This window comes from Henriciella pelagia (assembly GCF_002088945.1).
Taxonomy (GTDB): domain Bacteria; phylum Pseudomonadota; class Alphaproteobacteria; order Caulobacterales; family Hyphomonadaceae; genus Henriciella; species Henriciella pelagia.
This window is the reverse complement of sequence record NZ_NCSU01000007.1, coordinates 816,022-839,937: the sequence shown is the minus strand read 5'-3', so window position 1 is coordinate 839,937 and position 23,916 is coordinate 816,022. Positions and strand designations below refer to the sequence as shown.

General features: G+C 61.5%; 33 protein-coding genes, 1 other RNA gene and 1 pseudogene. 13 read left to right on the top strand and 22 right to left on the bottom strand.

The genetic code is table 11. The features are described 5' to 3' along the window. Positions 1–3: 3 nt before the first annotated feature. Genes ccmC through B8746_RS06895 form a run of 3 tightly spaced genes read left to right on the top strand, consistent with a single transcriptional unit; the run spans position 4 to position 1,410 of the window. Positions 4–735, top strand: a complete 732-nt coding sequence (gene ccmC / locus B8746_RS06900; RefSeq protein ID WP_084392862.1) for a heme ABC transporter permease CcmC — start codon at positions 4–6, stop codon at positions 733–735. 4 nt (positions 736–739) lie between these two features. Beyond that, a complete protein-coding gene (locus B8746_RS17095) occupies positions 740–892 on the top strand; it encodes a hypothetical protein (RefSeq protein ID WP_158084556.1) in 153 nt (50 codons plus the stop codon). Then, a complete protein-coding gene (locus B8746_RS06895; protein ID WP_084392860.1) occupies positions 889–1,410 on the top strand; it encodes a redoxin family protein in 522 nt (173 codons plus the stop codon). Before B8746_RS17095 ends, B8746_RS06895 begins: the two co-directional genes overlap by 4 nt. A 5-nt stretch (positions 1,411–1,415) precedes the next feature. Here B8746_RS06895 and B8746_RS06890 read toward each other — a convergent pair whose 3' ends face one another. Then, complete coding sequence (locus B8746_RS06890; protein ID WP_084392856.1) at positions 1,416–2,105, bottom strand: MarR family winged helix-turn-helix transcriptional regulator; 690 nt, start codon at positions 2,103–2,105, stop codon at positions 1,416–1,418. A gap of 83 nt (positions 2,106–2,188) precedes the next feature. Here B8746_RS06890 and B8746_RS06885 point away from each other — a divergent pair, with 83 nt between their 5' ends. Next, complete coding sequence (locus B8746_RS06885) at positions 2,189–2,725, top strand: NUDIX hydrolase (protein WP_084393162.1); 537 nt, start codon at positions 2,189–2,191, stop codon at positions 2,723–2,725. Here the strand turns inward: B8746_RS06885 and B8746_RS06880 are convergent. From B8746_RS06880 to ssrS, 4 genes are all read right to left on the bottom strand, one after another. Next, positions 2,722–3,438, bottom strand: a complete 717-nt coding sequence (locus B8746_RS06880) for an inner membrane-spanning protein YciB (RefSeq protein WP_084392853.1) — start codon at positions 3,436–3,438, stop codon at positions 2,722–2,724. The genes B8746_RS06885 and B8746_RS06880 overlap by 4 nt on opposite strands. Positions 3,439–3,445: 7 nt before the next feature. Next, a complete protein-coding gene (locus tag B8746_RS06875; protein ID WP_084392851.1) occupies positions 3,446–4,900 on the bottom strand; it encodes a lipopolysaccharide biosynthesis protein in 1,455 nt (484 codons plus the stop codon). Positions 4,901–4,940: 40 nt separating this feature from the next. Next, positions 4,941–5,795: an EamA family transporter gene (locus B8746_RS06870; RefSeq protein ID WP_084392848.1), complete on the bottom strand. Its 855-nt coding sequence runs from the start codon at positions 5,793–5,795 to the stop codon at positions 4,941–4,943. Positions 5,796–5,855: 60 nt separating this feature from the next. After that, positions 5,856–6,011, bottom strand: a non-coding RNA gene (ssrS, locus tag B8746_RS17665) — 6S RNA. A gap of 164 nt (positions 6,012–6,175) precedes the next feature. Here ssrS and B8746_RS06865 point away from each other — a divergent pair. Beyond that, complete coding sequence (locus B8746_RS06865) at positions 6,176–6,679, top strand: hypothetical protein (RefSeq protein WP_143434544.1); 504 nt, start codon at positions 6,176–6,178, stop codon at positions 6,677–6,679. Positions 6,680–6,743: 64 nt separating this feature from the next. Here the strand turns inward: B8746_RS06865 and B8746_RS06860 are convergent, their stop codons facing one another. From B8746_RS06860 to B8746_RS06845, 4 genes are all read right to left on the bottom strand, one after another. Continuing rightward, entirely contained in the window at positions 6,744–7,145 is a 402-nt protein-coding gene (locus B8746_RS06860; protein ID WP_158084555.1) for an RcnB family protein, read from the bottom strand. Positions 7,146–7,363: 218 nt separating this feature from the next. Next, positions 7,364–7,780 (bottom strand): VOC family protein, encoded by a 417-nt coding sequence (locus B8746_RS06855; RefSeq protein ID WP_084392841.1) that lies wholly within the window; start codon positions 7,778–7,780, stop codon positions 7,364–7,366. A 36-nt stretch (positions 7,781–7,816) separates the two neighbouring features. Beyond that, positions 7,817–8,164: a hypothetical protein gene (locus tag B8746_RS06850; RefSeq protein ID WP_084392839.1), complete on the bottom strand. Its 348-nt coding sequence runs from the start codon at positions 8,162–8,164 to the stop codon at positions 7,817–7,819. Between the two features lie 110 nt (positions 8,165–8,274). After that, entirely contained in the window at positions 8,275–8,652 is a 378-nt protein-coding gene (locus tag B8746_RS06845; RefSeq protein ID WP_084392836.1) for a hypothetical protein, read from the bottom strand. 168 nt (positions 8,653–8,820) lie between these two features. Between B8746_RS06845 and B8746_RS17580 the strand changes: the two are divergent. Beyond that, positions 8,821–9,029: pseudogene (locus tag B8746_RS17580) on the top strand (GTP-binding protein); the annotation flags it as partial. 43 nt (positions 9,030–9,072) lie between these two features. On the opposite strand, the gene B8746_RS06840 reads toward B8746_RS17580, so the two are convergent. The 5 genes from B8746_RS06840 to B8746_RS06820 form a co-directional block, all read right to left on the bottom strand. Beyond that, on the bottom strand, positions 9,073–9,402 hold the full coding sequence (locus B8746_RS06840; protein ID WP_084392834.1) for a hypothetical protein: 330 nt from the start codon (positions 9,400–9,402) through the stop codon (positions 9,073–9,075). A 50-nt stretch (positions 9,403–9,452) separates the two neighbouring features. Continuing rightward, the gene (locus B8746_RS06835) at positions 9,453–9,902 is read right to left on the bottom strand and encodes a YcgN family cysteine cluster protein (RefSeq protein ID WP_084392832.1); all 450 of its coding nucleotides are present in this window, start codon (positions 9,900–9,902) and stop codon (positions 9,453–9,455) included. Between the two features lie 14 nt (positions 9,903–9,916). Further along, the gene (locus B8746_RS06830; RefSeq protein ID WP_158084554.1) at positions 9,917–10,192 is read right to left on the bottom strand and encodes a GNAT family N-acetyltransferase; all 276 of its coding nucleotides are present in this window, start codon (positions 10,190–10,192) and stop codon (positions 9,917–9,919) included. Then, positions 10,189–10,467: a GNAT family N-acetyltransferase gene (locus tag B8746_RS06825; protein WP_370236230.1), complete on the bottom strand. Its 279-nt coding sequence runs from the start codon at positions 10,465–10,467 to the stop codon at positions 10,189–10,191. The genes B8746_RS06830 and B8746_RS06825 overlap by 4 nt, the downstream gene beginning before the upstream one ends. A 135-nt stretch (positions 10,468–10,602) precedes the next feature. After that, positions 10,603–10,785, bottom strand: a complete 183-nt coding sequence (locus B8746_RS06820) for a CsbD family protein (RefSeq protein ID WP_084392827.1) — start codon at positions 10,783–10,785, stop codon at positions 10,603–10,605. Positions 10,786–10,890: 105 nt separating this feature from the next. Between B8746_RS06820 and mnmC2 the strand changes: the two genes are divergently transcribed. Continuing rightward, the gene (mnmC2, locus tag B8746_RS06815) at positions 10,891–12,720 is read left to right on the top strand and encodes a tRNA (5-methylaminomethyl-2-thiouridine)(34)-methyltransferase MnmC2 (protein WP_188657420.1); all 1,830 of its coding nucleotides are present in this window, start codon (positions 10,891–10,893) and stop codon (positions 12,718–12,720) included. Here mnmC2 and B8746_RS17090 read toward each other — a convergent pair. The 5 genes from B8746_RS17090 to B8746_RS17230 all read right to left on the bottom strand — a co-directional run bounded on the left by B8746_RS17090 (position 12,717) and on the right by B8746_RS17230 (position 14,725). Further along, on the bottom strand, positions 12,717–12,857 hold the full coding sequence (locus B8746_RS17090) for a hypothetical protein (RefSeq protein WP_158084553.1): 141 nt from the start codon (positions 12,855–12,857) through the stop codon (positions 12,717–12,719). The genes mnmC2 and B8746_RS17090 overlap by 4 nt on opposite strands. Positions 12,858–12,996: 139 nt before the next feature. Then, entirely contained in the window at positions 12,997–13,443 is a 447-nt protein-coding gene (gene pspC, locus B8746_RS06810) for an envelope stress response membrane protein PspC (protein WP_084392824.1), read from the bottom strand. Between the two features lie 15 nt (positions 13,444–13,458). After that, complete coding sequence (pspB, locus tag B8746_RS06805; protein WP_084392822.1) at positions 13,459–13,716, bottom strand: envelope stress response membrane protein PspB; 258 nt, start codon at positions 13,714–13,716, stop codon at positions 13,459–13,461. A gap of 110 nt (positions 13,717–13,826) precedes the next feature. Continuing rightward, positions 13,827–14,522, bottom strand: coding sequence for a phage shock protein PspA (gene pspA / locus B8746_RS06800; RefSeq protein WP_084392820.1), 696 nt, complete (start codon positions 14,520–14,522; stop codon positions 13,827–13,829). A gap of 62 nt (positions 14,523–14,584) precedes the next feature. Continuing rightward, positions 14,585–14,725 (bottom strand): hypothetical protein, encoded by a 141-nt coding sequence (locus B8746_RS17230; protein WP_188657421.1) that lies wholly within the window; start codon positions 14,723–14,725, stop codon positions 14,585–14,587. A gap of 206 nt (positions 14,726–14,931) precedes the next feature. On the opposite strand from B8746_RS17230, the gene pspF reads away from it, so the two are divergent. Both pspF and B8746_RS06790 read left to right on the top strand, forming a co-directional pair. Further along, positions 14,932–15,975 carry a phage shock protein operon transcriptional activator gene (gene pspF / locus B8746_RS06795; protein ID WP_084392817.1) on the top strand — a complete coding sequence of 348 codons (1,044 nt, stop codon included), beginning with the start codon at positions 14,932–14,934 and terminating at the stop codon, positions 15,973–15,975. 51 nt (positions 15,976–16,026) lie between these two features. After that, entirely contained in the window at positions 16,027–16,827 is an 801-nt protein-coding gene (locus tag B8746_RS06790; RefSeq protein WP_084392814.1) for a WecB/TagA/CpsF family glycosyltransferase, read from the top strand. On the opposite strand, the gene B8746_RS06785 is transcribed toward B8746_RS06790, so the two are convergent. Further along, positions 16,828–17,031: a zinc-finger domain-containing protein gene (locus B8746_RS06785; protein WP_084393159.1), complete on the bottom strand. Its 204-nt coding sequence runs from the start codon at positions 17,029–17,031 to the stop codon at positions 16,828–16,830. A 121-nt stretch (positions 17,032–17,152) separates the two neighbouring features. Here B8746_RS06785 and B8746_RS06780 point away from each other — a divergent pair, with 121 nt between their 5' ends. Further along, positions 17,153–17,803 carry a glutathione S-transferase family protein gene (locus B8746_RS06780; protein ID WP_084392812.1) on the top strand — a complete coding sequence of 217 codons (651 nt, stop codon included), beginning with the start codon at positions 17,153–17,155 and terminating at the stop codon, positions 17,801–17,803. Positions 17,804–17,844: 41 nt separating this feature from the next. Then, positions 17,845–18,786, top strand: coding sequence for an ABC transporter ATP-binding protein (locus B8746_RS06775; RefSeq protein ID WP_084392809.1), 942 nt, complete (start codon positions 17,845–17,847; stop codon positions 18,784–18,786). Here B8746_RS06775 and B8746_RS06770 read toward each other — a convergent pair. Then, positions 18,783–19,733: a glutathione S-transferase gene (locus B8746_RS06770; protein ID WP_084392807.1), complete on the bottom strand. Its 951-nt coding sequence runs from the start codon at positions 19,731–19,733 to the stop codon at positions 18,783–18,785. The genes B8746_RS06775 and B8746_RS06770 overlap by 4 nt on opposite strands. Positions 19,734–19,851: 118 nt before the next feature. Between B8746_RS06770 and B8746_RS06765 the strand changes: the two genes are divergently transcribed. Continuing rightward, positions 19,852–21,420, top strand: coding sequence for a long-chain-fatty-acid--CoA ligase (locus B8746_RS06765; protein ID WP_084392804.1), 1,569 nt, complete (start codon positions 19,852–19,854; stop codon positions 21,418–21,420). Positions 21,421–21,492: 72 nt separating this feature from the next. On the opposite strand, the gene B8746_RS06760 is transcribed toward B8746_RS06765, so the two are convergent. After that, positions 21,493–21,966, bottom strand: coding sequence for an SAM-dependent methyltransferase (locus B8746_RS06760; protein ID WP_084392801.1), 474 nt, complete (start codon positions 21,964–21,966; stop codon positions 21,493–21,495). 76 nt (positions 21,967–22,042) lie between these two features. Between B8746_RS06760 and B8746_RS06755 the strand changes: the two genes are divergently transcribed. After that, positions 22,043–23,899 (top strand): AMP-binding protein, encoded by a 1,857-nt coding sequence (locus B8746_RS06755; protein ID WP_084392799.1) that lies wholly within the window; start codon positions 22,043–22,045, stop codon positions 23,897–23,899. The last annotated feature ends 17 nt before the right edge of the window (positions 23,900–23,916 follow it).

Genomic DNA, 23,916 nt, shown 5'->3' with positions numbered 1-23,916 from the left:
CCCATGATTTCAGCCTTCGCCAATCCGCACCGCTTCATGGCGCTTTCAAAGTGGCTCGCGCCGGCCTGCCTCGGCGTCGGTGCGCTGCTGATTGCGTATAGCGTCTGGCAAGGGCTCTGGGTGGTTCCACAGGATGACTATCAGGGCGGCGACATCATGCGCGCCCTGTTCATCCATGTGCCATCTGCCTGGCTCGCCATGGGCAGCTATCTTGGCCTCGCCCTTGCCAGCTTCGTCTGGTTCGTCTGGCGGCATGAGCTTGCCGACATGGCCGCGAAATCCATCGCGCCGCTTGGCGCTGGTTATACGGCGATGTGCCTGGCGACCGGCTCGATCTGGGGCAAGCCGACCTGGGGCACCTGGTGGCTCTGGGACGATGCGCGGATGATGTCGGTCCTTGTCATGTTCTTTCTCTTCCTTGGCTATATGGCGCTGCGTGCCGCCATGGAGACGCGCCAGAAGGCAGCGCGCGCGGGTGCTATCCTTGCCATGGTTGGCGCAGTAAACGTGCCGCTGATCAAGTTCTCGGTCGATATCTGGGCGTCCATCCATCAGGGGCCGAGCGTGCTTCGCGCCGATGGTCCGGCCATGCCGGCGGTCTATCTGACGCCGCTGCTGCTTGGCGCCCTTGGTCACATGATCTTCTTTGCCGGTCTCACCATGGTGCTGATGCGCGCCGAAGTCTGGCAGCGGCGAAGCGATGTACTGATCGCCCGCAAACTGGCGGGGGCCTGAGACGATGCTGCCGACTTTTGACGACAATGCCGCTTTCATCTGGACGATCTATGCCATCGGCCTCGCCGTGCCGGTCCTGCTCCTGATCTATGCCAGCCTGCGGGCCAGGGCGTCCAAGGCGAAGCTTGAGAAACTGCGCGCGGAGAAAGCCGAATGAAACGCTGGCAGGCCATCCTGCCGCTCGCGGCGCTGGTCGGGCTCGGCACGCTTGGCGCTATCCAGCTGATGCGCCCGGCCGAGGACAGCTTCACCGCCAAGGCCGACCGCATTGCGCCGGCCACGGTCTTCCCGCTGCTGAGCGACGAAAGCCAGACGATCAGCTTCGCCCCGCCGCCGGTGGACAAGCCGGTCATGGTCAACCTCTTCGCCAGCTGGTGCGCGCCGTGCCGGGCCGAGCATCCGGACGTCACGGCACTTGCCGAGAGCCATCCGGGCCAGGTGTATGGCCTTGCCTATAAGGACCGGACGGAAGACACGCTCGGCTTCCTCGGAGAGCTTGGCAATCCGTTCGAGAAGATCGGCGTCGACGCCTCAGGCCAGGGCGGGCTGGAATTTGGCCTGACGGGTGTACCCGAAACCTTCGTGATCAGTCCGGACGGCAAGATCATCCTGCATGTTCGCGGACCGCTCGACGCGGAACGGCGCAAACAGGTCTCCGAAGCGCTTGAGGGCTGAAGCCCCTACTTCTTCTTTTTCTTTTTCTTCTTGTCAGACTTGGAAGACTTCTTGTCTGCTTTGGCAGCCTTCTTGGACGCCTTCGCACTTTTGGCAGGCTTTTCGTCCTCGGCCTTGGCAGGTTTGGCCTTGGTCTTCTTCGACTTGGCCTTGGGTGCTGTCACTTCGGATACAGCCGGTGCAGGCGCTTCTTCCGGCTCAGCCTCGATGACCGGTTCGTCGTCTTCCGGGCCGCCGATCTTGGCCAGCGACTCCAGGAAGCCCGTGCGCCGGTTGGAGCGGATCATGTCGAGCAGCTCCCTGTCGGCAGCTTCGACGCCGGGCAGCGCGGCCTCATAGGCCTTGCGCCCCTTTGCCAGAAGCGAAACGGCCTTGGCACGCGCATCCTCCTTCGAGGTGACACGCTTGATGTGACCCGAGGCCTCCATGCGGCGGACCATCTCGGCCAGGGTTGAGCGGTCAATGCCGGTCTCTTCGACAAGGCGCGCCTGGCTTTGCCCTTCTTCGCGGGCGAGGGCAGCAAGCACCGCAAACTGACGAAGCGTGAGCCCTTTTTCAGCGAGTGTCGCCGATGAAAGGTTGACCGCTGCCTGTTGTGCGCGGTGCAGCAAGTGACTTGGCGAGGCCTTCAGATCAAAACTCGTATCTGCTTGTTCGGCCGCCATATCGCTCTTACCCTCGTCGCTGCTAGACATATTTTTCTACCTCGCGTCAGTTTGGGTTCGAACCGTGTGCGGATCAATGGGTTTCTCCCATAAAGCGAGACAATTACAGGATGATGACACCCGATATGGAAGAAAACTTCTCCTTTGCCGTCCCAGAGGGCGACGACCGGGAAAGGCGCGTGTGCGGAACATGTGGCTTCATCGACTACCAGAACCCGCGGATCGTCGCCGGAGCCGTGGTTTGCAAGGATGACCAGATCCTTCTCTGCAAGCGCGCCATTGAACCAAGGCGTGGCTTCTGGACCCTTCCTGCCGGCTATATGGAGCTTGGCGAAACGGTCGAACAGGCGGCGATGCGCGAAGCGCGCGAAGAGGCCTGCGCCGATATCGAGATTGACCGTGTGCTGGCAGTCTATTCGGTCCCTCGCATCGGCCAGGTGCAGGTCATGTTCCGTGCAAACCTGATGTCAGATATCAGGCCCGGCCCGGAAAGCCTCGAAACGAAGCTTGTCGCCTGGAAGGATATCCCCTGGTCGCAACTTGCCTTTCCGACCGTCGTCTGGGCCCTCACCCATTTTGCCGAAACGCGCGGGCAGTCCGATTTCGCGCCCTTCGCAAACCCGCCGGGCACGGAGACGCTCACCACCTAGTTCCGGGGCTCATCCTGAAGGTGCTTCAGCGTATACGGCACGTTGGCCGCGCCGAATATGAAGGTGATCACCATGTTGCCGAGCTTCCAGTTCGCCCAGACATCCTCAGCATTCCTGTCCCCAAAGGTGAGCCCAAGGAATTCATAGCTGCCCGCCGGTGCGATGGTGAGGCCGGCAAATCTGAGCGGCTCTTCAAAGCCCGGCGCATAGGTGCGCCAGAGAAACTCGTTCCACACCGCCATCGCCACGAAGAACAGCCCCCAGCGTATGGCAAGCTGGTTCCAGGCATGACCGGGCAGCGCAAAAACCGACTTGAACATCACCCGCCAGACATTCTGGCCGATCGCCATGCTGCCAAAGATGATCGTCGCCAGGAACAGGTTCTGGATAGTCGGCTTGATGTAGATGAAGGACTTTTCCTGCAGCAGGATGCCGAGCAGGCCGAAGCCGCCGACGATCACGGTGCTGACGATCAGAAAGGGCGGGATCTTTTCCCTGTTCTTCAGCTTCATGGTGATGACGCCAAGCGTCAGAACGATGAGTACGCCCGTTGCCCAGTAGAGCGCAGTGTCCTTGTTGATCCAGGCCGTATCGATATTGACGATGCGCAGCAGATTATAGACCAACACAAAGCCGATGACGGGGACGAGATCGCCCCAGATCTGATTGGCCTTGTCAGCGGCGGTGCCGATATCGCTTTTCTGTTCGTTCATGCCTGTCCTACGAAATTTCGGGCTGTCTGGATGCCGCGCGACTGTCTTGCACGAATGTCCGCGCGCCGCCAGCATCGATGACAAAGGCGACCACAGCATAGGTCACGCCGCCAACAATCGCCTTGGCGAACAGTTCGGCCCAGCTGCCGAGGTCGGGTACGAGCTGCACGGCTGGCCACATGGCAAGGCAGGCGAGCCCAATCTTCGCAAAGTCGAAAAGCGGAAATGGCAGGGCGATGTATTTGCGGCCAAACGAGCTCAGCAGTGTGATTCCGACAAGATAGCTACCGATCGTGGCACCGACAGCGCCCAGCAGTCCGAATAGCGGGATGAGAATGAGGTTCGCCAGGATGTTGACGATGACGGGGACACTCATCAGGAGCGCCCGCTCGCCTGTCTTCCTGGCCAGCTGGAACGCTTCCGAATAATAGTGGATCAGCAGGCCGTTCAGCAGGCCCGAAAAGGCGATCCACGGAATAATGCGGATCGCGCCGGCACGAAGCTCCTCGCCGATCATCGCCTCTGCCAGCGGCGCCGCAACAAGGGCGAGACCGGTGGCGGCCGGAAGGCCGACCAGGAGAATGATCCGGATGAGGCCGCCCGCCTCGCGCGCGGCGGCGTCTGGACCCGCGTCTTCATAGGCGCTCATCACAAGGGGGGAGCCTGCCATGGCGGCCCAGGCGCAAATGAGGAGAACGGTCTTGTCCGCCACGCCATAGCCCGCTGCATATTCGCCCACCGAGGCTTCCCCCATGAAGATGGCGATCAGGATGCGGTCGGCTGCCGACAGGAGAAGGTCGAGGCAGAGGGCCGCCGCGATGGGCAGGCCATAGCCCAGATAGGTCTTGCGGCGGGCGGCATCGCTTTCCCCGCCCTTGCCCTGCCCCCACAGCCAGGATGCTTCTGACAGGAACAGTACGCCCGACGCCGCAGCGAGTCCGATAAATGGGGCGGCAGCGCCGGCATCCGTCTTCCAGGCAACAAGAACGCCGACCACGAACCCGCCGAGCAGCTTGCTTGTCGCAATGATCGCATAGCGGCGCACCTGATGGCTTGCCCTGTGGGCTTCCAGCGCGGTCTGTATCGCCGTGCCGAGTGGCAGGAGGACAGCAATCCACGGCACGATTGCGAGATAGTCCGGCATGTCGCGAAGCAGGATCGCAACAACCAGCATCATCAGCGCCGCCACACCGAGGGAGCGCAGGAGGAGACCGCGAATGGTCGCGAAATGATCGGCGAGGTCACCCTTTGCGCGTGCCGAAGCGGTGAACCGGTAGGCTGCCGACTCCGCCGCCGCCAGCGAAGCTGTATGGATGAGCGCCATGACCGAGAACATCAGCGCGTAACGTCCGTATTCATCAGCGCCGAGCAGACGGCTGAACGCGTATACCCCGCCAAATGAGGCAAGCGCTGTGGCAAGGTTTACAGGCAGGTAGCCGGCTAGGTGGCGGGTGAATTTCATTGCGTCCTTTTAACCGGGATATCCGAAGGGAGGATTAAACTTACGCTTCCAGCATCAGCAGGCCTGCAGCGAGAAGGATGGCGGCCGCGATGCGCCGTTTGCCAAGGCCTTCCTTTAGGAACACCGCACCGAGAATGGCACCAAACACGACCGATGTCTCACGGATGGCTGTCACAGTGGCCGCCTGTGTCATCGAGAACGCCAGGAGCGCGGCGCCATAGGAGAAGACGCTCGACACCCCGCCGACGATCCCGCCAACGAGTTGCGGGCGAAGGCGCGCGATGAGCTGGCCCCGCCGGGTCCAGACCGTGACGGCAGTGGTGCCCAGCCAGTCGAGCAGGAAGAGCCAGACGATGAAGGTAAAGCGGTTCTCGGCAACGCGAACCCCGTAAGCATCGGTGACGGAATAGAGACCGATGCCGATTGCCGTGAGCCCGGCCCAGATGAGGGCGGACTGGTTGAGCTTCTTCTTGCCAAGATCCTCGCCCTGCGGCAGCGCGAAGACCAGCAGGGCAAGCGAAGCCAGCAGAAGGCCGAGCCAGCCCAACATGCCGGGATACTCATTCAGCGCGAAGACGGCGATGATCGCTGTCATCAGCGGGGCAAGACCTCGCATCACCGGAAAGACCAGGGAAAGGTCACCGCGGTGCAGCGCCCGCACCATGAAGACCTGGTAAATCCAGTGCGCTCCAATGGCGATCGCGATGGGTGGCCAGAGCGCTGCCTCAGGCAACGGAACGATGAAGGCGAATGGCAGGACGCAGAGCGCCGAGGTGATCGACAGGACCATGCGCGCGCTGAGCACGTCGCCGCCGCGTTTCACGGCAAAATTCGCTACCGCAACCGTGATCGCGGAAAACAGGCAAAGGGCAACAGGAAGGAAGCTTTCGGACATCAGCGCTGTCGCCGTTCGTCCAGACGCGGCGCAAAGTCAAGCGCGGCGCAAAGATAGAGCACAAGAACCGCAGGCGCCGTCTTAGCTTTCGTGTCCCGTCGACCTAATAAATAGGTGGGTGCCAGATAGGATAGGCCACGGCCAGTCCCAGCGCCAGCTCCCTGACGGAACTTAAGGTCGGCGGACAACTAGCGTCCTCGAACGCCGCAGCCCTTGTGCAGCCCCAAGAGATAGTGCGCCGCACGGTCTTTGAACAGTGGGATTCAGCTGAATTCGCGGACAGGTGCGTTAACGGGTTATGTCGTTGAAACTTCTTGCTTCCTTCGCGTTGAAGTGAAACTCTGGTAATGAACCGGTCAGGTTATTCGGGAGATTCCAAGATGCGCCTCATCTTTCTTGCGGTTGCGAGCCTGGCGCTCGTTGCCTGTGGCAATAGCGACGACACCGACAATACCACGCCCGAAGCGCCCAGGGAGACGTCTGGCGAAACCTCTACGCCGGAGACGGCCGAAGCTGCGCCGCCCAATCCGCTTGCGGCCGGCCAGTATTGTTACTTCCGGGACGATGAGAATGTGACTGAAGGCCTCGAGATCACGGTCGCCGACAATGGCATCGTCAGCGGCTCCAATTATGGCAGCATCCATCAGGAAGCGGCGGGCTATTTTGCGAGCTTCGACACGCAGCTGACCAATGGCGTCCAGGGCGAGGGTGACGAGGTCACCTTCGACCATGTGACGGAAGTCGACGGCGACACGCAGTCCGGCCGGGTGATGTGGACGCTCACGCCTGATGTGGCCGCGCCGGACGGGCTGGACACGCAGCTGACAGCGGCAGAGTGCGACGGTCTGCTGGAGCGCATCTTCCCGGTCATCGACGAGGAATAGACCGGGCAGGCAAGACGCCCCACCGATGGGCAGGGCGTCCTGAACAGGAGATGAGGCGAGCGGCCTAGTAGCCGCTGGCGAGCAGCTGGGTCACAAGCTGCGTGGCAAGCTGCACCATCAGGATGTCACCATCAACCTCGGCATAATAATACCCGTTTGGCGGACGGTTGAGGCCATAGCGGTCATAATCGTCAATGATGCGATAGTCGTAATAGTCGCGGCCATTGTAGCGGATCGCGTCACGGCGGCCATCTTCATAGCCTTCCCGATAGGCACGCTCTTCCTCGCGCCGGTCGTCCCAGCGATCACGGCGGTCGTCCCACCGGTCGACATAAGGGCTGCACCAGCCCTTCTTGGCGTGGCCAGGCGGACAATGATCGGGCTTTGCCATGGCAGGCATGGCGGTGGTTGCGGCGAACGCAGCGGCGGCTGCGCCAAAAGCGGAGTATCTGAGCAGGTTTCTCATGCGACTTGGTCCTTTCATCATGCCTTCTGCACAGCGAAAAAACGGCCCTGGCCCTGAGGCGGTTCCGACAACATACGGTTATCTTGCGTTCAGCTTTGCCGGTCGCCTGCGCGCCCAACCAATCTCCGCAATCGGCGGTGTGCAGGGCATGGCTCAGACTCCCTTTTCCAGACGATCGGCCGGGCATTCGGCGGTGCGGAGCGGTGCCCGCTGCCAGCCTATTTCGCGAACATAAGCGACATGTCGGCGAAAGCCTTGATCTCCACGGCATTACCGGACGGGTCCTTGAAGAACATGGTCGCCTGCTCGCCTGTCTCGCCCTTGAACCGGATATAGGGCTCGATCACGAAATCGACCTTGCCAGCGAGGCTGTCGGCGAGGGCCTGCCAGTCCGCCATGTGCAGGACGAGGCCGAAATGCGGAACCGGCACGCCCATGCCATCGACGGCATTGCTGGCGCGGGCGCCGCAGGCATCGGGCGCGAGATGCGCGACGAGCTGGTGGCCGCGAAAGTCGAAGTCCACCCATTTTTCCGACGACCGCCCCTCCGGACAGCCGAGCAGTCCGCCATAGAAGGCGCGGGCGGCATCGAGATCGTGCACCGGAAAGGCGAGATGAAAGGGGGAAAGGCTCATGGCGGGCGGCCCTCTTTGATTGGCTTGGCTGACGCTTTAGCCGGACCAGGCCCACACCCGCAAGGTGATGCCAAGCACGGCGAGCGTCGTTACCGCGCCGACGGCCTGTCCCAGAATGCGCCTGTCCTTCAAGTCCATGTCCTTCACCGCCTTGAAGGCGAGGCCAACAAAGCCGAAAGCGACGAGGAAGAAGGTGGCAAGGATGCCGCCAGGGATCGCCTCGGCCCAGCTTACCTGTTCAGGGCGGCCACTCCCGAATTTCAGAAATAACGAAACGAAAAGACCAATAATGATGATGGTCACAATGGGAATGACCACGCCGAGCGCGACATTCGCCCAGAAGCCGTCCGGGCCGACATATGGCTCACGCTCCCGTTTCGACATGCAAGACGTCCCACCCGTCTGTTCGCCTCCACCATAGCGCGCAGCACCGGCGCCCGCAAAGTCGATCTGACTTGCGGCGGGCGAGGCTGAATTGCGGGTTGGGTAAAGCGCTAGCCGGGTTCGAGCGCGGCCGGGGTGAGCGGGGTGCAGAAACCGTCCAGAACCGGTCCGGAATCCGCACAAATCCCGTCCGGAGCGCTGAAGGCGGCGAAGTCCGTTGCGAGGGCATCGAGGTCCAGCGCTTTCCACGGCGTGCGCGGGGCATGCTGCGTCCAGTCGGTCTCAGACCGCTCATCGGCCGGCATCTGCCAGGTGATGAGAATGCGTCCCTTGCGGGTCACGCCGATGCCGACCATGCCGCCCTGAGGATGGGCGGCGCCCCAGGCGCGCATATAGCGCCCGACCTGCCAGCAATCCCACAGGAAAACCGGCCAGCAACAGGCCGGAAGCTGGGCAAGAATGGAAAGGATCCACGCACGGTCGAGCATGCGTGGAGTAAAGCATGGGGCGCAAGGGGGTGGGAAATTTTGGGGTAAATGTATTTCAGCCCGTAGGGCGGCGTTGCGGTCAACGGCCGATACCCGCCAATTGTCGTTTGACACGTGGCATCATGACCGCGGGATTGCATCCCGCCCTACTGCGAAACGAAGTTTTGCATGCTGAAGGACTATAGCAGCTCCGATTATATCGCCGACCACAGCGAAAGCCTCGGCGAGGACGGTGACCGCCCGCCGGTTCAGCTTCTGGTCGAGCACAGATCAAATTTGCAGATGTTGTTATCCTGAACAAGGTGATGGGCACTGGCCTGTTTGACTTTGAGAAGGCGCACGAACATCCTCTCTGGGCGAGAGAGCTCTACAATTTTTGACCCTGCCAAGGCTGGTCCTCCTCATGGATGGAGAACGGTGTCAGGGCGGGCTGCCCTGCCGCTGGGCCTGATCCCGGCTGGCCTGCAGGGCAGTGCGAATAGCGTCCTCGAAGCGGGGATAGTCGCGGATGTTGCTGAAACTGGTCTCGTGAAACTTTCCCAGCCGGCCATCACAATTGGCGTCGATGACGTAGGCGCCCTTTTCCCCGCTCCAACGCGTCGAGGAATTGATCTGCTGGATTGAGCGTTCGCCCCAGCCATTCGTAACGATGTGGTCGTCATAGACGTCAATCGTCCGGAACGGATTGGTGATGAACCCGAACGGAAAGCCGAACCCGACCTTGAATTTTCCGAGATGCCTTGGTGCCATGTGCGCCCTCCCTTCACGGGTTTTAAGGTGGGTCGCAAACATGGCCATTTTTAGGGCGGGTTGCCGTCCCAGTCGATGATCCAGTCGATCTGGTCTTCTTCGAACACGGTGTCTTCGCTGACGGTCTGGCCCATGATGGAATGGCCTTCCTCATGGATGCGGGACCTGTCACCGCAGACGAGGTGGTGCCAGTCCGGTAGCCCCCGGCCTTCATGCAGGCGGCGATAGGCGCAGCTTTTAGGCATCCATTTGATTTCGGAGACCGATTTCGGCGTCAGGATCACGCAGTCGGGGACCCTGGCCTTGCGGTTCTCATAATCGGCGCAGCGGCAGAGATCGGCGTCGAGCAGGCGGCAGTGCAGGCGGGTGTAGGCGATGTCGCCTGAGTCTTCGTCCTCAAGCTTGAGCAGGCAGCATTTCGCGCAGCCATCGCAGACCGATTCCCACTCCTGCGGGGTCATCTCGGTCAGGGCTTTGGTTTTCCAGAAAGGCTCGCTCATGCCCGCCTTATGGCTCAGGCGAGGACGTCATGCCACTCCTTGTGCTCACGCAGCTTCTGGCGGGCGAAGCCGCAGATCGGCTGGATGCGGAAATTCTGCTTGCGGGCGCGCTTGACCAGCGTGCCGACAAGCTCTGTGCCGAGGCCGCGCCCACCCAGCGATGAGGGCACGCCGACATAGTCCACGCGCATCACATCCTTGCTGGCCCAGCCATAACGGATTTCGAGTTCCCGGCCTTCGACTTCGGCGGTGAGGCGGTGGCCATTATCTTTCAGCGCAAGGTCTGTCATCTCAGCACGTCCTGCCATTCAGGGTGTTTTTCAATCTGGGCTTTGGCATAGGGGCAGAGCGGCACGATCTTCTTGCCGGCGGCTCGGGCATCCTCGACGCCGCGCTGCACAAGCATCTGTCCGATCCCCTGCCCGCCAAGCGCGGTGGGGACACCTGTGTGATCAATGATGATGATGCCGTCGCCCGCCTTGGAATAGGTCATCTCGGCCTCATGGCCGTCCTTGCGGACGAAATAGCGCCCGCCAGAGGGGCCTTCTTCATGCTCGATCTTCATATCAGCCATGGCCTGCCATCCCATCTGTCCTGTGACTGAGATGAAACCGGTGGTGCAGCAATTCAAGCACGAAGGATGCAAGGCAGGGCCGGCAACCGTCAGGAGCGCGCCAGCCCTGCCCTGCTGACGCGCAGCCTAGTCGCGCGGTTTCTTCTTCAGCTCGTCCTTGGCCTTGCCGACGGTTTCCTGACCCTTGCCTTCGGCCTGCTTGAGCTTGCCTTCAGCTTCGAGCTTGCGATTTCCGGTTGCAACGCCAGCCACTTCCTTGGCTTTGCCTTCGGCCTGTTTGGCGACGCCTTTCACTTGGTCCTTGCCCATTCTGGGTTCCTTTCAAGGTTGTTCCCCAGACCCGATAATGAAACTCGTGCGCGTGAAACGCTGTTCCTCCACTCGCAAAATTTAATGTGCGTGCTAGCAGGGCGCATGAGCCGCCTGCCGCCCCGCCCCGACCTCTCCTGGAAGGAGGATGGAACACCCGTCGATGACCGGGTGGGGGACATCTATTTCTCGCGGCATAACGGTCTGGAAGAGGCGCGGACTGTCTTCATGCAGGGCTGCGGCCTGCCGGATCGGTGGGCCGGGCGCGAGACGTTCACGATTGCAGAGCTTGGCTTCGGAACGGGGCTGAATTTCCTGGCGGTGTGGGAAAGCTGGCGCAAGACGCGTCAGCACGGGCAATGGCTGCATTTTGTTTCCTTTGAAGGGTATCCGCTGGACGCGGGCGATGCGGCGCGGGCGCTCTCAGCCTGGCCTGAACTTGGCGACCTGCCCGGAAAACTCACTGCAGTGTGGCCGGATCGGGCCAAGGGTGTGCAGCGCATGGTGCGGCCGGATGAGCGGCTGACGCTGACGCTTCACCTCGGCGAGATTGCAGAGACGCTGCCGCAGAGCCGGTTCAGGGCAGATGCATGGTTTCTCGACGGTTTCTCGCCCGCGAAGAATGATGCGATGTGGGCTGAGGCACTGTGGCCACTGGTGCGCGAGCGTTCCGCCGAAGGCGCGAAGCTTGGCACGTTCACGGTTGCGGGCGCGGTGCGGCGAGGCCTGTCCGAGGCCGGGTTCGAGGTGGAAAAAGCGCCCGGCTTCGGATTCAAGCGCGAGCGGCTGGAGGTGCGCTTTGCCGGGCCGGGGGTCGAAGAGCCGGATGTTTACGGGCTGCGCGCGCCGGCGAGGCGGCCCGAACGCGTTCGGGTGATCGGCGCGGGCATTGCCGGAGCAAGCGCGGCGCGGGTGCTGGCCAATCGTGGGCTTGAGGTTGAGGTGATCGAGGCGAGGGCGCCTGCCAGTGCGGCGAGCGGCAATCCTCTGGCGCTGGTGATGCCGCGGCTGGATGCAGGCGACACCGTACAGGCGCGGCTGCTGGTCGATGCGTATCTCGCGGCGCGGCGGTTTTATGCCGGGCGGGCAGGCGTGACAGAGACGCAGGTGGTGCACCGGCCGAAGGATGAGCGGGAGGCTGAACGGTTCGCAAAACTGCTGGCTGATCCGCCGCTAGGGCTGGAGAACCTCGAAGCGATGCGTGGCGGCGTGCTGCACAAGGGCGCGCTGATCCTTGAGCCTGAGCGGCTGATCGCGGGGCTGCTGGATGGTATCCGCGTGGAGACCGGGCGGGCGGTGGTGCCGGGGGATCTCACAGATGGCGTTCCCACCATCCTGGCGACCGGGCAATCCATCACCGGCCTCCTGACATGGCTGAAGATTGCCGGGCGGCAGGGACAGGTCGAGTTCGCGACAGGCAGTGTCGAGACCCCGCCGTCTGCGATTGCGAGCGGGCATTATGCGCTGACGAACGGAACGGACCGTCTCTGGGGCGCGACGTTCGAGGCGTGGGATGGCGGCGAGCTGAACGAAAGCGAGGCGGCGCGGGCGGAGAACATGGCGGCGCTGGAGCGGCTGGACCCCTATTGGCGGCAGGACGCCAAACGCCAGGATATCAGGAGCCGGGTGGGTGTTCGCGCGACAACGCCGGACCGGTTGCCGCTGATCGGGGCGGTGCCGGACCATGAGGCGGCGCGGGCGGTGTTTGAGGGGGTACGGCACGGACAGGCGATCGAGGCGGATGCACCCCTGATGGCAGGGCTGTACCTGGCTGGAGGGTTCGGCTCGCGCGGGTTTACATGGGGGCCGTGGGCGGGAGAGATCCTCGCGGCGCAGCTCCTCAATGAACCTGCGCCAGCGAGTATTGGTGCGCTTCAGGCCGTCTCCCCCATGCGGCAGATCCTGCGGGACCTGAAGCGCGGCGACCGCGCCTAGGTTGCGGCAGCGAAGACGAGTTGGACGCCCTTCTCCATCGAGGCCTTGAGCGTCATTTCAACGCCGCCGGCCTCGACATGCACACCGCCCGCAAAACTGATGACGGTGACGGCGACCAGCAGGACGAGCGCGGCCATACATGCAATCCATCCGCTAGCCTGTAAGTTGCTGGACATTGTGGTTTTCCCCTTGGCTGGAAAGTTGATGATTTCGGCCTCTGGCCTTGGTGCTGGCGTATGAGGAACGGGCAGTGAAAGGATGAGCGCCGACATGGATTCAGTTCTTTTCGAGGTTGCGGAATTCGCGGCGCAGACGCCACTCATCCGAGGTGACATTGCGTTCGAGGCTCTGGAGGCGGTCTTCAAGATCCATGAAGGTGTACTTCAGGCCTGAATAGGTCGCCTTTGGACGGTCTGAGACGCCGCGCCAGAACGCTTCTTCCTCCGGCGCCAGCGGGCCGTAGCCCTTTGGCGCTTTCGGCACGACCAGGATCATCACTATATAGGCGAGAATGATCAGCGGCCCTGCGAACAGGAAGAAGGAAGCCACTGCCAGAAGGCGAACCACGAGCGGGTCCCATCCGAAGCGTTCCGCGATACCGCCGCAGACGCCCGCCCAGACCCGCTCATTGCGCGAGCGGTAGAGGCGCTTGGGGTTTGGCGATCTCAACATATCCTCGTCACGGCCATGGTGATGATGGTGGTGATGATGATGACGGGTCATTTTCGTGTTTTCTTTCTATCGGTCTAGCGGGGAGCGGGGCCGGCGCGATGCCGGAGCCCCATCCTCGGGGTGAGTGTCTACAAGCTGCTCGAGGGTCTCGATGCGGCGCTCCATGGCTTTTGCCGAGCGCCAGAGGTCTTCGAGCATTCGCTCATCGTCCGGCTCCAGGGTCTTCTGCTTGCGCCAGAGGGTGATGTAGTGAAACACCATTCCCGGAAAGACGACGAAGATTGAAGCGATCGCGATGATGGCGACGATGAATTCGGGTTCCATTTCTATCCTTCCCTGCCAGGGGCCTGCTCATCCATTTTCTGGAGAATAAGGCCTGGCACGATGATAACAGATAGAATGGCGGCGAGTACGGCGAGTGAGACAAGCATCGATCAGTCCTCGCCATCCTTGGCCTTGGCCGACTTGGCGGTCGCCTTGGCGCGGGACTTTTTCAGGGCTTCGAGCTCCTTCTCGACAGCTTCGTCGCGCTCGAGAGCGGCGAATTCTGCTTCGAGGCTTGGCTCGCTGCCTTTGATCTGGTCAGCATAGGCTTCCATCTCATCGACCTTGCGCTCAACGCTGGCATAGCGGGCCAGGGCATCGTCGACGCGGCCGTCATAGGTCTGGGAGCGCATGCGGATGCGCTGCTCGGCAGCTTCCCGGCGCATCATGAGCGCGCGGTGCTTGGCCTTTGCCTCGTCGAGCTTGGCCTGCAGCTTTGCCAGATCGTCCTGGTGCTTCTCGAAGGCTTCTTCGGCGGCGACCATGGCATGCTTGCGGCGGTCGATTTCGCCATCGGCCTTCTGCTTGGCAACCAGGGCACCGCGGGCAAGATCCTCACGGCCCTTGTCGATCGCGATGCCGGCCTTGTTTTCCCAGTCGTCGCGGACCCTGGAGTAATATTCGATCTCGCGTTCCATTTCCTTCTTGTCGGCCATGGCGCGGGCGGCGGAGGTGCGAACCTCAACGAGCGTGTCTTCCATTTCCTGGATGATCAGGCGCGCGATCTTTTCCGGATTTTCTGCACTGTCCAGCATCGCATTGATGTTGGAATTGATGATGTCGCCGAGGCGGGAGAAAAGTCCCATTGTAATTATCCTTTCATTCTCGGTGATGTCTGGGAGGAGACGGGTTGAACTCTTTCAGGCGCTTAGAAGAAGAGGCCGCCGAGAAAGACACCGGCTGCGAAAAACATCCAGCACTCGGCGGGACGTGATGCGAGCCAGCGACCAAACTTGCCCGAGCCTTCGCGGGCTTCCTGGTAGCGGGTGTCGTAACGGTGGTCGGTCATTTCTTTTCTAGTCCTTCGGTTTTGGCGACGCCCATCGCCTGTGATGCCATACCTATTTCAAGGACCGTGCCAGTTTGGTGGTAACCAGATACACCTTTGTTTTTGCAAGATTAATTATTTTTCTGAGCGCTGCAGTGGCTTCATGCTTAGTCAATTTCACTAATTTATTTAGTTGTTTTTACCGATGATTTGGCTATTTTCGCTTCATGATTGGTGAAGCTCCGCAAATTGTCGGTGAGGCCCCCGAATGGCTGTCAGCGCTTGAACATATTTCCCGGCTCGCCCCGCTGGAGCGGCCGGCGCTGATCATTGGCGAGCGCGGCACCGGCAAGGAGCTGGTGGCCGAACGGCTTCATTTCCTGTCGCGCCGGTGGGATGGGCCGTATGTGAAGGTGAATTGCGCGGCGCTTTCGAATGACCTGCTCGACTCAGAACTCTTCGGGCACGAGCGCGGCGCATTTACCGGCGCGACGGAGCGCAGGCAGGGCCGCTTCGAGCTTGCCGATGGCGGCACCATCTTCCTCGATGAAATCGCGACTGCTTCCCAGAGGGTTCAGGAAAAGCTTCTGAGAGTGATTGAGTATGGAGAATTTCAGCGCCTTGGCGGCGAGACGGTCCTAATCACCAATGTGCGCGTCATTGCAGCGACCAATATCGACCTGCCATCAGCGGTCCGGGCCGGGCAGTTCCGCGCAGACCTGCTCGACCGGCTGGCCTTTGATGTGGTGACCCTGCCACCGCTGAGGGCCAGAAAAGGGGACGCGACGCTGCTCGCCGATTTCTTTGCGCGGCGCATGGCGCGGGAAATGCTGGAGGATTTTCCGGGCTTCGCCCCCTCAGCCATCGCCGCCATCGAGGCACATGACTGGCCCGGTAATGTGCGTGAGCTCAGGAACTTTGCGCAGCGCGTGACAGCCCGCGCGCTGACCAATCCGACCGGTGAGCCAGTGCGCTTCGACCCGGCCGCGCTCGACCCTTTCGAGTCACCCTATCGACCGCCCGCCGTCTTGACGGGACGCAATACGCCCCCACCTAGGGCGTCCCATCCCGCCCTTCCGAAACCGGAACTCGGGTCCAGCTTCGAGGAACAGACTAAACTTTTTGAAACCGCCTTGATCGATGCGGCGCTGAGCGCACATGATGGTCATCAGGGCAAGGCCGCAGAGACGCTGGGCCTCACCTATCACCAGCTGCGCGGCCTGCTCAAGAAGCATGATTACGGGAAGAAGCCGGGAAAACCGGACGCCTGATTTCCTGCTCTGGAAGCACTTTCTTAGTTAAAACCTGCAAAGGAGTTCACCATGCAGGCCTCCCAGATTACACCGAACACGCCGATTGAGACCACCGCTCCCCGCAACGGAGCCAAGCAGTTTCTCGGCCTGCCTTTCCAGGCGATGAAGACCCGCGACGCCGCCCGCCATATCGCCGCCAACGCGCTGGGCAGCGAAGGCTTCTGGTACGTCGTGACGCCGAATGTCGACCATGTCGTGCGCCTGCAGCGCGAGCCAGACCTTGGCGCGATGTATCATGGCTCCGGCCTGATCCTGAATGACAGTCGTATCCTTGAACTGCTGGCCAGCTGGGAGCGGATGGACCTGCCAGCCTCTCCGGGCGCAGACATTGTGCAGACGATTTTTGAAAAGGAGCTTGAGCGCGACGAGCCGGTTGTGGTTGTCGGCTGCACAGCGAGCGAGATCACGGCGCTCAAGGCCAAGTTCGGCCTGTCGGATGTCCGCTGGCACGATGCCCCCATGGGCCTGCGCAACAATCCGGATGCGATCCGAAAGGCTGCCGAATTCATGGCGGCAAACCCGGCGCGCTTTCACTTTCTCTGCGTAGGCTCACCCCAGCAGGAGATGGTGGCGCTCGCCGCGCGCGAGCATGGCGGCGTACAGGGTGTCGGTATCTGCTGCGGCGCGAGCATCGATTTCCTGACCGGAAAGACACGCCGCGCACCGGAATGGATGCGCAGATACCGGCTCGAATGGCTGCACAGGCTGACGAGTGAGCCGCAGCGCATGGTGAAACGCTACCTCATCGACGGGCCGAAGATTTTCGGAATCTGGCGGCGCGACCGGAAAGCGCGCAAGGCCGCCGGCTGATCAGCGCGCCGGCGCGTCCGGGTCAAAGCGGCCGCCCTTGAGGACGAAACGGCGATCACAATAGCCGCACTCGACCATTTCATCATCGCCCATCTCATACCAGACGATCGGATGACCAAGCGGTCCGCCGCCACCATCGCAGGCGACGCGATGTTCGCTGGTGACGATCGTTTCCGGTGCGTCTGGAAGTGGTGTCGTGGACATGATGATACCCCGTTCCCCGATGACAGCATTGCCTGCCTGAAATGAGCGCCATAGGTAGTCTCTGACCGGCGTCCGCGTCAATTGCCAAGGGCACGCGTCCGGCAGCTCAGGGAGGAGACAGATGACCACACCCAAACTCTATCATTGCCGCAATGCGCGCTCCTTCCGCCCACTCTGGGCGCTGGAAGAGCTTGGCATGGAGTATGAGCTGATCAACCTGCCCTTCCCGCCGCGCGTCCAGTACAAGCCCTATCTTGAGATCAATCCGCTCGGCACCATCCCGTTCTATACGGACGGCACGGTGAAGATGACGGAATCGACCGCCATCTGCGAATATCTCGGCCAGACGCAGGAGGGGCATGACCTCATCATCCGGCCGGGCGAGAAGGATTATGGCGCGTATCTGAACTGGATGTTCTTCTCCGACGCGACACTGACCTTTCCGCAGACACTGGTGCTGCGCTACGAGATGCTGGAGGCCAAGAACCGGCGCCAGCCGCAGGTCGCCGATGACTATCGCATGTGGTTTGCCGGGAGGCTGATGAGCGTCGACCGCCATCTGGAGCACAATCTCTGGATGGCTGGCGGGCGGTTCACCATGGCCGATATCGCGATCGGCTATGCGATCTTGCTGGCGTCAGTACTGCCGCCGCTGGAGAAGTGCATCACCTCGTCCTGCAAGGTCTATCTCGACCGGCTGCGCGAGCGTCCGGGCTTTCAGAGTGCGCAGAGCAGACAAAAAGAAACCCCGGTGGTTCAGATCGGCGATTGAGCGCCCTATATGTCGGCTTCAGCTGATGGATCGGAGGGCCAATGTCCGCGCCTGACTATGCAATTGAAGTCGAGAATCTCGAGAAAACCTATGCAGCCAGCGGCAAGATGCCGGAAAAGCGGGCGCTGAAGGGCATCGATATCAAGATCCCGCGCGGGTCGATCTTCGGCCTGCTCGGCCCGAATGGCGCAGGCAAGTCCACCTTCATCAACATTCTCGCCGGCCTTGTGACCAAGACGTCCGGCACGGCGAAGATCTGGGGCATGGATATCGACCAGCATCCGCGTGCGAGCCGCGCGGCAATCGGTGTCGTGAACCAGGAAATCACCATGGACCCGTTCTTCACCCCGGCCGAGGCGCTGGAGCTGCAGGCGGGCTTTTACGGTGTGCCCAAGGGCGACCGGCGGACATCGGAAATCCTCGATGCGGTAGGCCTGCTCGACAAAAAAGATGCTTATGTGCGCCAGCTTTCGGGCGGCATGAAGCGGCGCCTGATGGTGGCCAAGGCGCTGGTGCATAACCCGCCCGTGCTGATCCTTGATGAGCCGACGGCAGGCGTCGACGTCGAGCTGCGCCGCTCGCTCTGGCAATATGTGCGCCGCCTGCACGATGAAGGCACGACCATCATCCTGACGACGCATTATCTTGAAGAGGCTGAAGAGCTCTGCGACGAGATCGCCATCGTCAATCATGGCGAGATCATTGCGTGTGAACCAACCGGGCAGCTGCTGAAGCGGCTCGACCAGCGTATCCTCGTCGTCACGCCGCGCGAGGAACTGAAAAGCGTGCCGGACAGCCTGAAATCCCTCGATATCGAGCTGTTGGCGACCGGCGACCTCAAGATCGGCTATCGCACCAGCGAGACCGGCATTGGCCGTATCCTCGAACAGGTTCGCGAAGCCGGTATCGGTGTGGCCGACCTCTCCACCGACCAGCCAAACCTTGAAGACGTGTTTGTCGCAATGACGAGTGAAGTGGCCTAGTCCAGTCGGCGCACCATGAATCCGGTGCGCGGGAAATGGACGTTGACCGTCTCGGCCTGATCATCATGGCGATGCAGGATGATGCGCTCTGCCGTCGCGATCACGATTTCGCCCTCCACCCAGTCGCGGCCATAATCGTCCGGGGCGACAGCAACGCGCTCACCCGGCTCAAAGCCCTGCAGTTCGCCAACCGTCTTGGCGGCCTTGAGACGCGGGGCGGCGTCGCGGGCGATCTTGAGAGCCTGCTCACCGGTGATCTCCTCCGGCTCCTGACCTTCAATCTCCTTCATGCGCTGGTACCAGTCCCTGGTGCGCGGGGCCGACTTGAAACAGGCTTCGAGGAAGTCCGGAACATTCTTCTCGACGAACCATGGGTTCATGAAGACGTGCGCATCGACGAGGCCGGGCTTCATGCCGATAATCCACTGGCCGGCACCGGCGCCCTGCCCGCCTTCGAGCCTCTCCTCGATCCACATCAGCTGGGCGCGCCACTGGTCCTGCAGCATCGGGGCTGCCGCGGCCATGGCCTTGGTGTCGAAGGGGCGGCCCGACATTTTCTCGCGGTCCTTCTTGAAGGCGTCGGGCACCTTGTCGCCAAGCGCGCCGAAAATGACCCCGACACTGGTCTGGAACCATTTTCCGTCGGTCCAGGCGGCAATCATGTTCGACAGGCCCTCATGGCCCGGCAGGTCAATGCTCGGCAAGGGGAAGCGTTCTTCGAGGGCGCGGATGATCATGGCGCTGTCGCAGAAGATGTCCGCGCCGATCTGCAGCACAGGCGTCTTTCGATAGCCACCCGTCAGTGGAATCAGCAACGGTTTGGGCATGATGGACGGGATCTCGACCGACGACCAGCCGAGATTCTTCATGCGGAGAATCAACCGGATCTTCTCTGAAAATGGTGATGTTTCGTAGTGATGGAGGATGATTGTCTGTGGTCCGGCCATGGCCTTTACTGCCCCTTTCTCCCTGCGTCAGCTTCTGCTGGAGGGTTGCCCAGTCGCTTGGAAAGCGCTTTCAAGCGAGTAAACGATTTACAGACAAGCTCAAGAGGAAGCCCAGAACATGCTCGATCCGGTCGCCATGCCTCACCTCGCCGATATTGCCCGCGTCCAGGCAGAGCGGCGCCCTGATGAAATCGCGATCTGGTTCGAGGGGGCGTCGACAAGCTATGCTGACCTCGACCGCCGCGCCAACCAGGTCGCCAACGGTCTGACCGGTCTTGGCGTCCAGCCGGGCGACAGGGTCGCCTATCTCGGCAAGAATATGGACGTCTATTACGAAATCCTGTTCGGCTGCGCCAAGGCACGCGCGGCGATGACCGGCATCAATAACCGGCTCGCACCACCGGAGATGCAGTTCATCCTCGCCGACAGCAAGGCGACCGTGCTGTTCGTTGCCAAGGAATTCTACCAGGCCGCCGCGCAAATCGTGAAGGACTGCCCGGACCTCAAACAGGTGGTCGCAATCGATGGCGGTGTCGACAATCGCCCTTCCTATGTCGACTGGCGCGATGAGCAGTCCGCCGATGCGCCGGGGCTCAAGACGCTGGATGATGACGATGTCATCCAGCTCTACACATCCGGCACGACCGGCCTGCCGAAGGGCGTGATGCTGACCAATGGCAATTACAGGGCCGTGTTCGAGCGCGTCGCCAAGCTTGACTGGGCGCTCTATGATGAGGGCGATGCGGTGATGAACGCCATGCCGCTTTTCCATGTCGCGGGCTGCAATATTGGCATTCTCGCCGCCGCGCAGGGCGCGAAGACGGTCATCCTTCGCGAGATTGAGCCAATGACGATCCTCGACCTCGTCGAGGAGCACAAGATCAACCACACTTTCTGGGTGCCAGCCGTCATCCTGATGCTGAGCCAGGTGCCAGGTGTCGATGAGCGCGATTTCTCGTCGCTGAAGACCATTTCCTATGGTGCCTCCCCGATTGCCGAAGACCTGCTTCGCCGCGCGGTGGACCTGTTCGGCGCCAAGTTCACCCAGCTTTACGGCCTGACTGAAACGGTCGGCCTCGGCACCTTCCTGCCGCCTGAAGCGCATGACCCGGCCTGGGGCAAGCTGCGCTCCTGCGGTGTGCCGTATCCCGGATCCATCGTCCGGGTGGTCGACAGTGACGACAGGCCCGTCCCGCAGGGCGAAGTGGGCGAAATCGTCGTCAAGGCAGACTTCGTGATGAAGGGCTACTGGGCCCGCGAAGAGGCCACTGAAGACGCGCTGAAGGGCGGCTTCTTCCACACCGGCGATGCAGGCTTCTTCGATGAGGACGGCTTTCTCTTCATCCATGACCGCATCAAGGACATGATCGTGTCGGGCGGCGAGAATGTCTATCCGGCAGAGGTCGAGAATGCGATTTTCGGCCATCCGGATGTCGCCGACGTCGCCGTGATTGGCATTCCGAGCGAGAAATGGGGCGAGGAAGTGAAGGCCATCATCGTCCTGAAGGAAGGCGCCGAGCCGGATGCGGCCGGGATCATCGCCTGGACGCGCGAGAAGATCGCCGCCTACAAATGCCCGAAATCAGTCGATTTCATCCCAGCGCTGCCGCGCAACCCGTCCGGCAAGATCCTCCGCCGGGAACTGCGCGAACCGTTCTGGGAGGGCACGGACCGCAGGGTCGGCTAGAACGCGCCCGCGCTCGTCCATCGACGTCGCTCAGGATGAGCGCTCTGCTGGCATGTTCGGGCACTTCACGCGCTAGACCCAGTAGCCGCGCATCAGCTCCTTCGACCAGTCCGGTTCACGCACATCGCCGCGGGGGAGAAAGCCTGACATCACGGGCTTGATGTCGAGGACCGGAGTGCCGTCGATCGCGTCCAGCCCTTCCACATACAGTTTCAGGCCATCGACCTTGAGGATGCGGCAGACGGTGTGGCCAAGGCGATTGGGACGGTTCTTTCCGCGCTGGGCAAAGATGCCAGTCAGCGGCCAGTCCTTGTTGCCCCTGGGGTAACGCGCGCCGCGTTCTATCTCCTCATCCGGCACACGGTCGAAGAGGAAGATCACTTCTGCATGAGAGAAGCTGTCGAGCCCATGGAGTGCTTCTGGCCCGAACTGCTCAGCATCCATCTCAATGTGCGCCGGGATGGCGTCCCAGCCATCGTCGATGGGTTCGGTGCGCTCTGACCTAGCGAATCCGACAGGTTGAAGCGTGTAGTTCCGCGAGGTCATGATCTGGTCTCACTTGGCAGGATACTGGCTGAGTATAACTGTCGGCAGACAAACAGAACACATTTCGGAGGATATCATGGCTGACGGACAGGCGCTGCCGCCGTTCAAACCCTTGCCGCAGAAAGAACCGGACATCGAGATGATCAGGAAGCCGGATGGCACAATCTATCTCACGCCGCGGCAGAAACCGGGGGACCGGCCGAAAACCATTCCTCACTGCCTCGATGAGCGGGCTGCAGAGCATCCGGACCGCCCATGGCTGAAGCAGCGCGACCCGGTGACCGACGAGTGGCGCGCGGTCACCTATGGCGAAGGCAAGGCGCAGACTGACGCGATGGCCCAGGCTTTCATCGACATGGGCGCTGGCCCCGACGCCCCTGTCATGATCCTGTCGGGCAATTCCATCGAAAGTGCACTGATCATTGTTGCCGCGCAGAAAATGGGCGCACCGGTCGCGCCGATCTCGGTTCCCTATTCCACCATGTCCTCGGACTTTGGCAAGCTGAAGCATTGCTTCGCGGCTGTCGAACCGAATGTGATCTTCGTCCAGCAGGTTGAGCCGTTCAGGAAGGCGCTGGAGGCGCTTGGCGATCATGGCTGTACGGTCTTTGCCAAGGAAGGCGCAACGAACGAGATCCAGTCCTTCGATGCGCTGGTCAAGACCGAACCAACTGGAGCGGTGGCCGACGCAATGGCCTCCCTGAATGATGAAACGATTGCGAAATACCTGTTCACATCCGGCTCCACCGGTATGCCGAAGCCGGTGCCGACGACGCAAGGGGCCATGTGTTCGATGATCGCCGGCCAGGAAGGGCTGCGCGACAATGACCGCGACCCGGACTATGACCCCGATGAGGTGCACAATGTCCTCGACTGGCTGCCCTGGAACCATATTTCCGGCTCCAATGTGAATTTTAACGGCGCACTCTGGAATGGCGCGACCTTCTGGATCGATGGGGGCAAGCCGACCCCGGACCTGTTCGGCGAAACCATCCGCAACATCTATGATGTCAGCCCGAGCACATTCGGTACCGCGCCGATTGCCCTCTCCATGCTGGCCGATGCGATGGAGAAGGATGAGAAGCTGCTGCACGCCTTCTTCAAGAACATGAAGTCGATCGGCTATGGCGGCGCGACGCTGTCCGATGACCTTTATGACCGCCTGCAGGCGCTTTCCATCAAGGCGACAGGCAAACGCATTCCGATCGTCACCATGTATGGCGCGACCGAGACGCAGGGCATCACCGTGGTGCACTGGGTGGTTGAACGGGTCGGCCTGATCGGCCTGCCGCTGCCGGGCATGACACTGAAACTGGTCCCGACCGGTGACAAGCTGGAAGTCCGCGTGAAGGGCCCGAGCGTGATGCACGGTTATCGGGGCATGCCGGAGAAGAACAAGGAAGTGTTTGACGAGGAAGGCTATTACAAGCTGGGCGACGCCGCCGTCATGGTCGACGAGAATGACCCCAATAAGGGCATTGTCTTTGATGGCCGCGTCGGCGAGGACTTCAAGCTGTCGACCGGGACCTGGGTCAGCGTCGGAACGCTTCGTCCAGATCTTGTCGCGGCCTGCTCGCCGCTGGTCTTCGATGCGGTAATTGCCGGGCAGGACAAGGACTTCATTGGTGCATTGTTCTGGCCAGCGCCAGCAACCTTCCAGAGCTATGTGAAAGATGCCGACGGTGACATGCAGAAGGGCTATATGAAGCTGGTCGGGGACCTTGCGGCGAAGGTGAAGGCCTTCAATGCGAACGAGAAGGGATCATCGCGGCGCATAAAGCGTTTCGTGGTCATGACGGAGCCGCCGTCCATCGATGCCGGTGAGATTACCGACAAGGGCTATGTCAACCAAAGGTGTGTCATCGACCGCCGCGATGCCCTCGTCCAGGCCCTCTATGCCGAGCCCCCAGGTCCCGGTGTGGTTGAGTCCTGATAACCAAATCTCAGCTT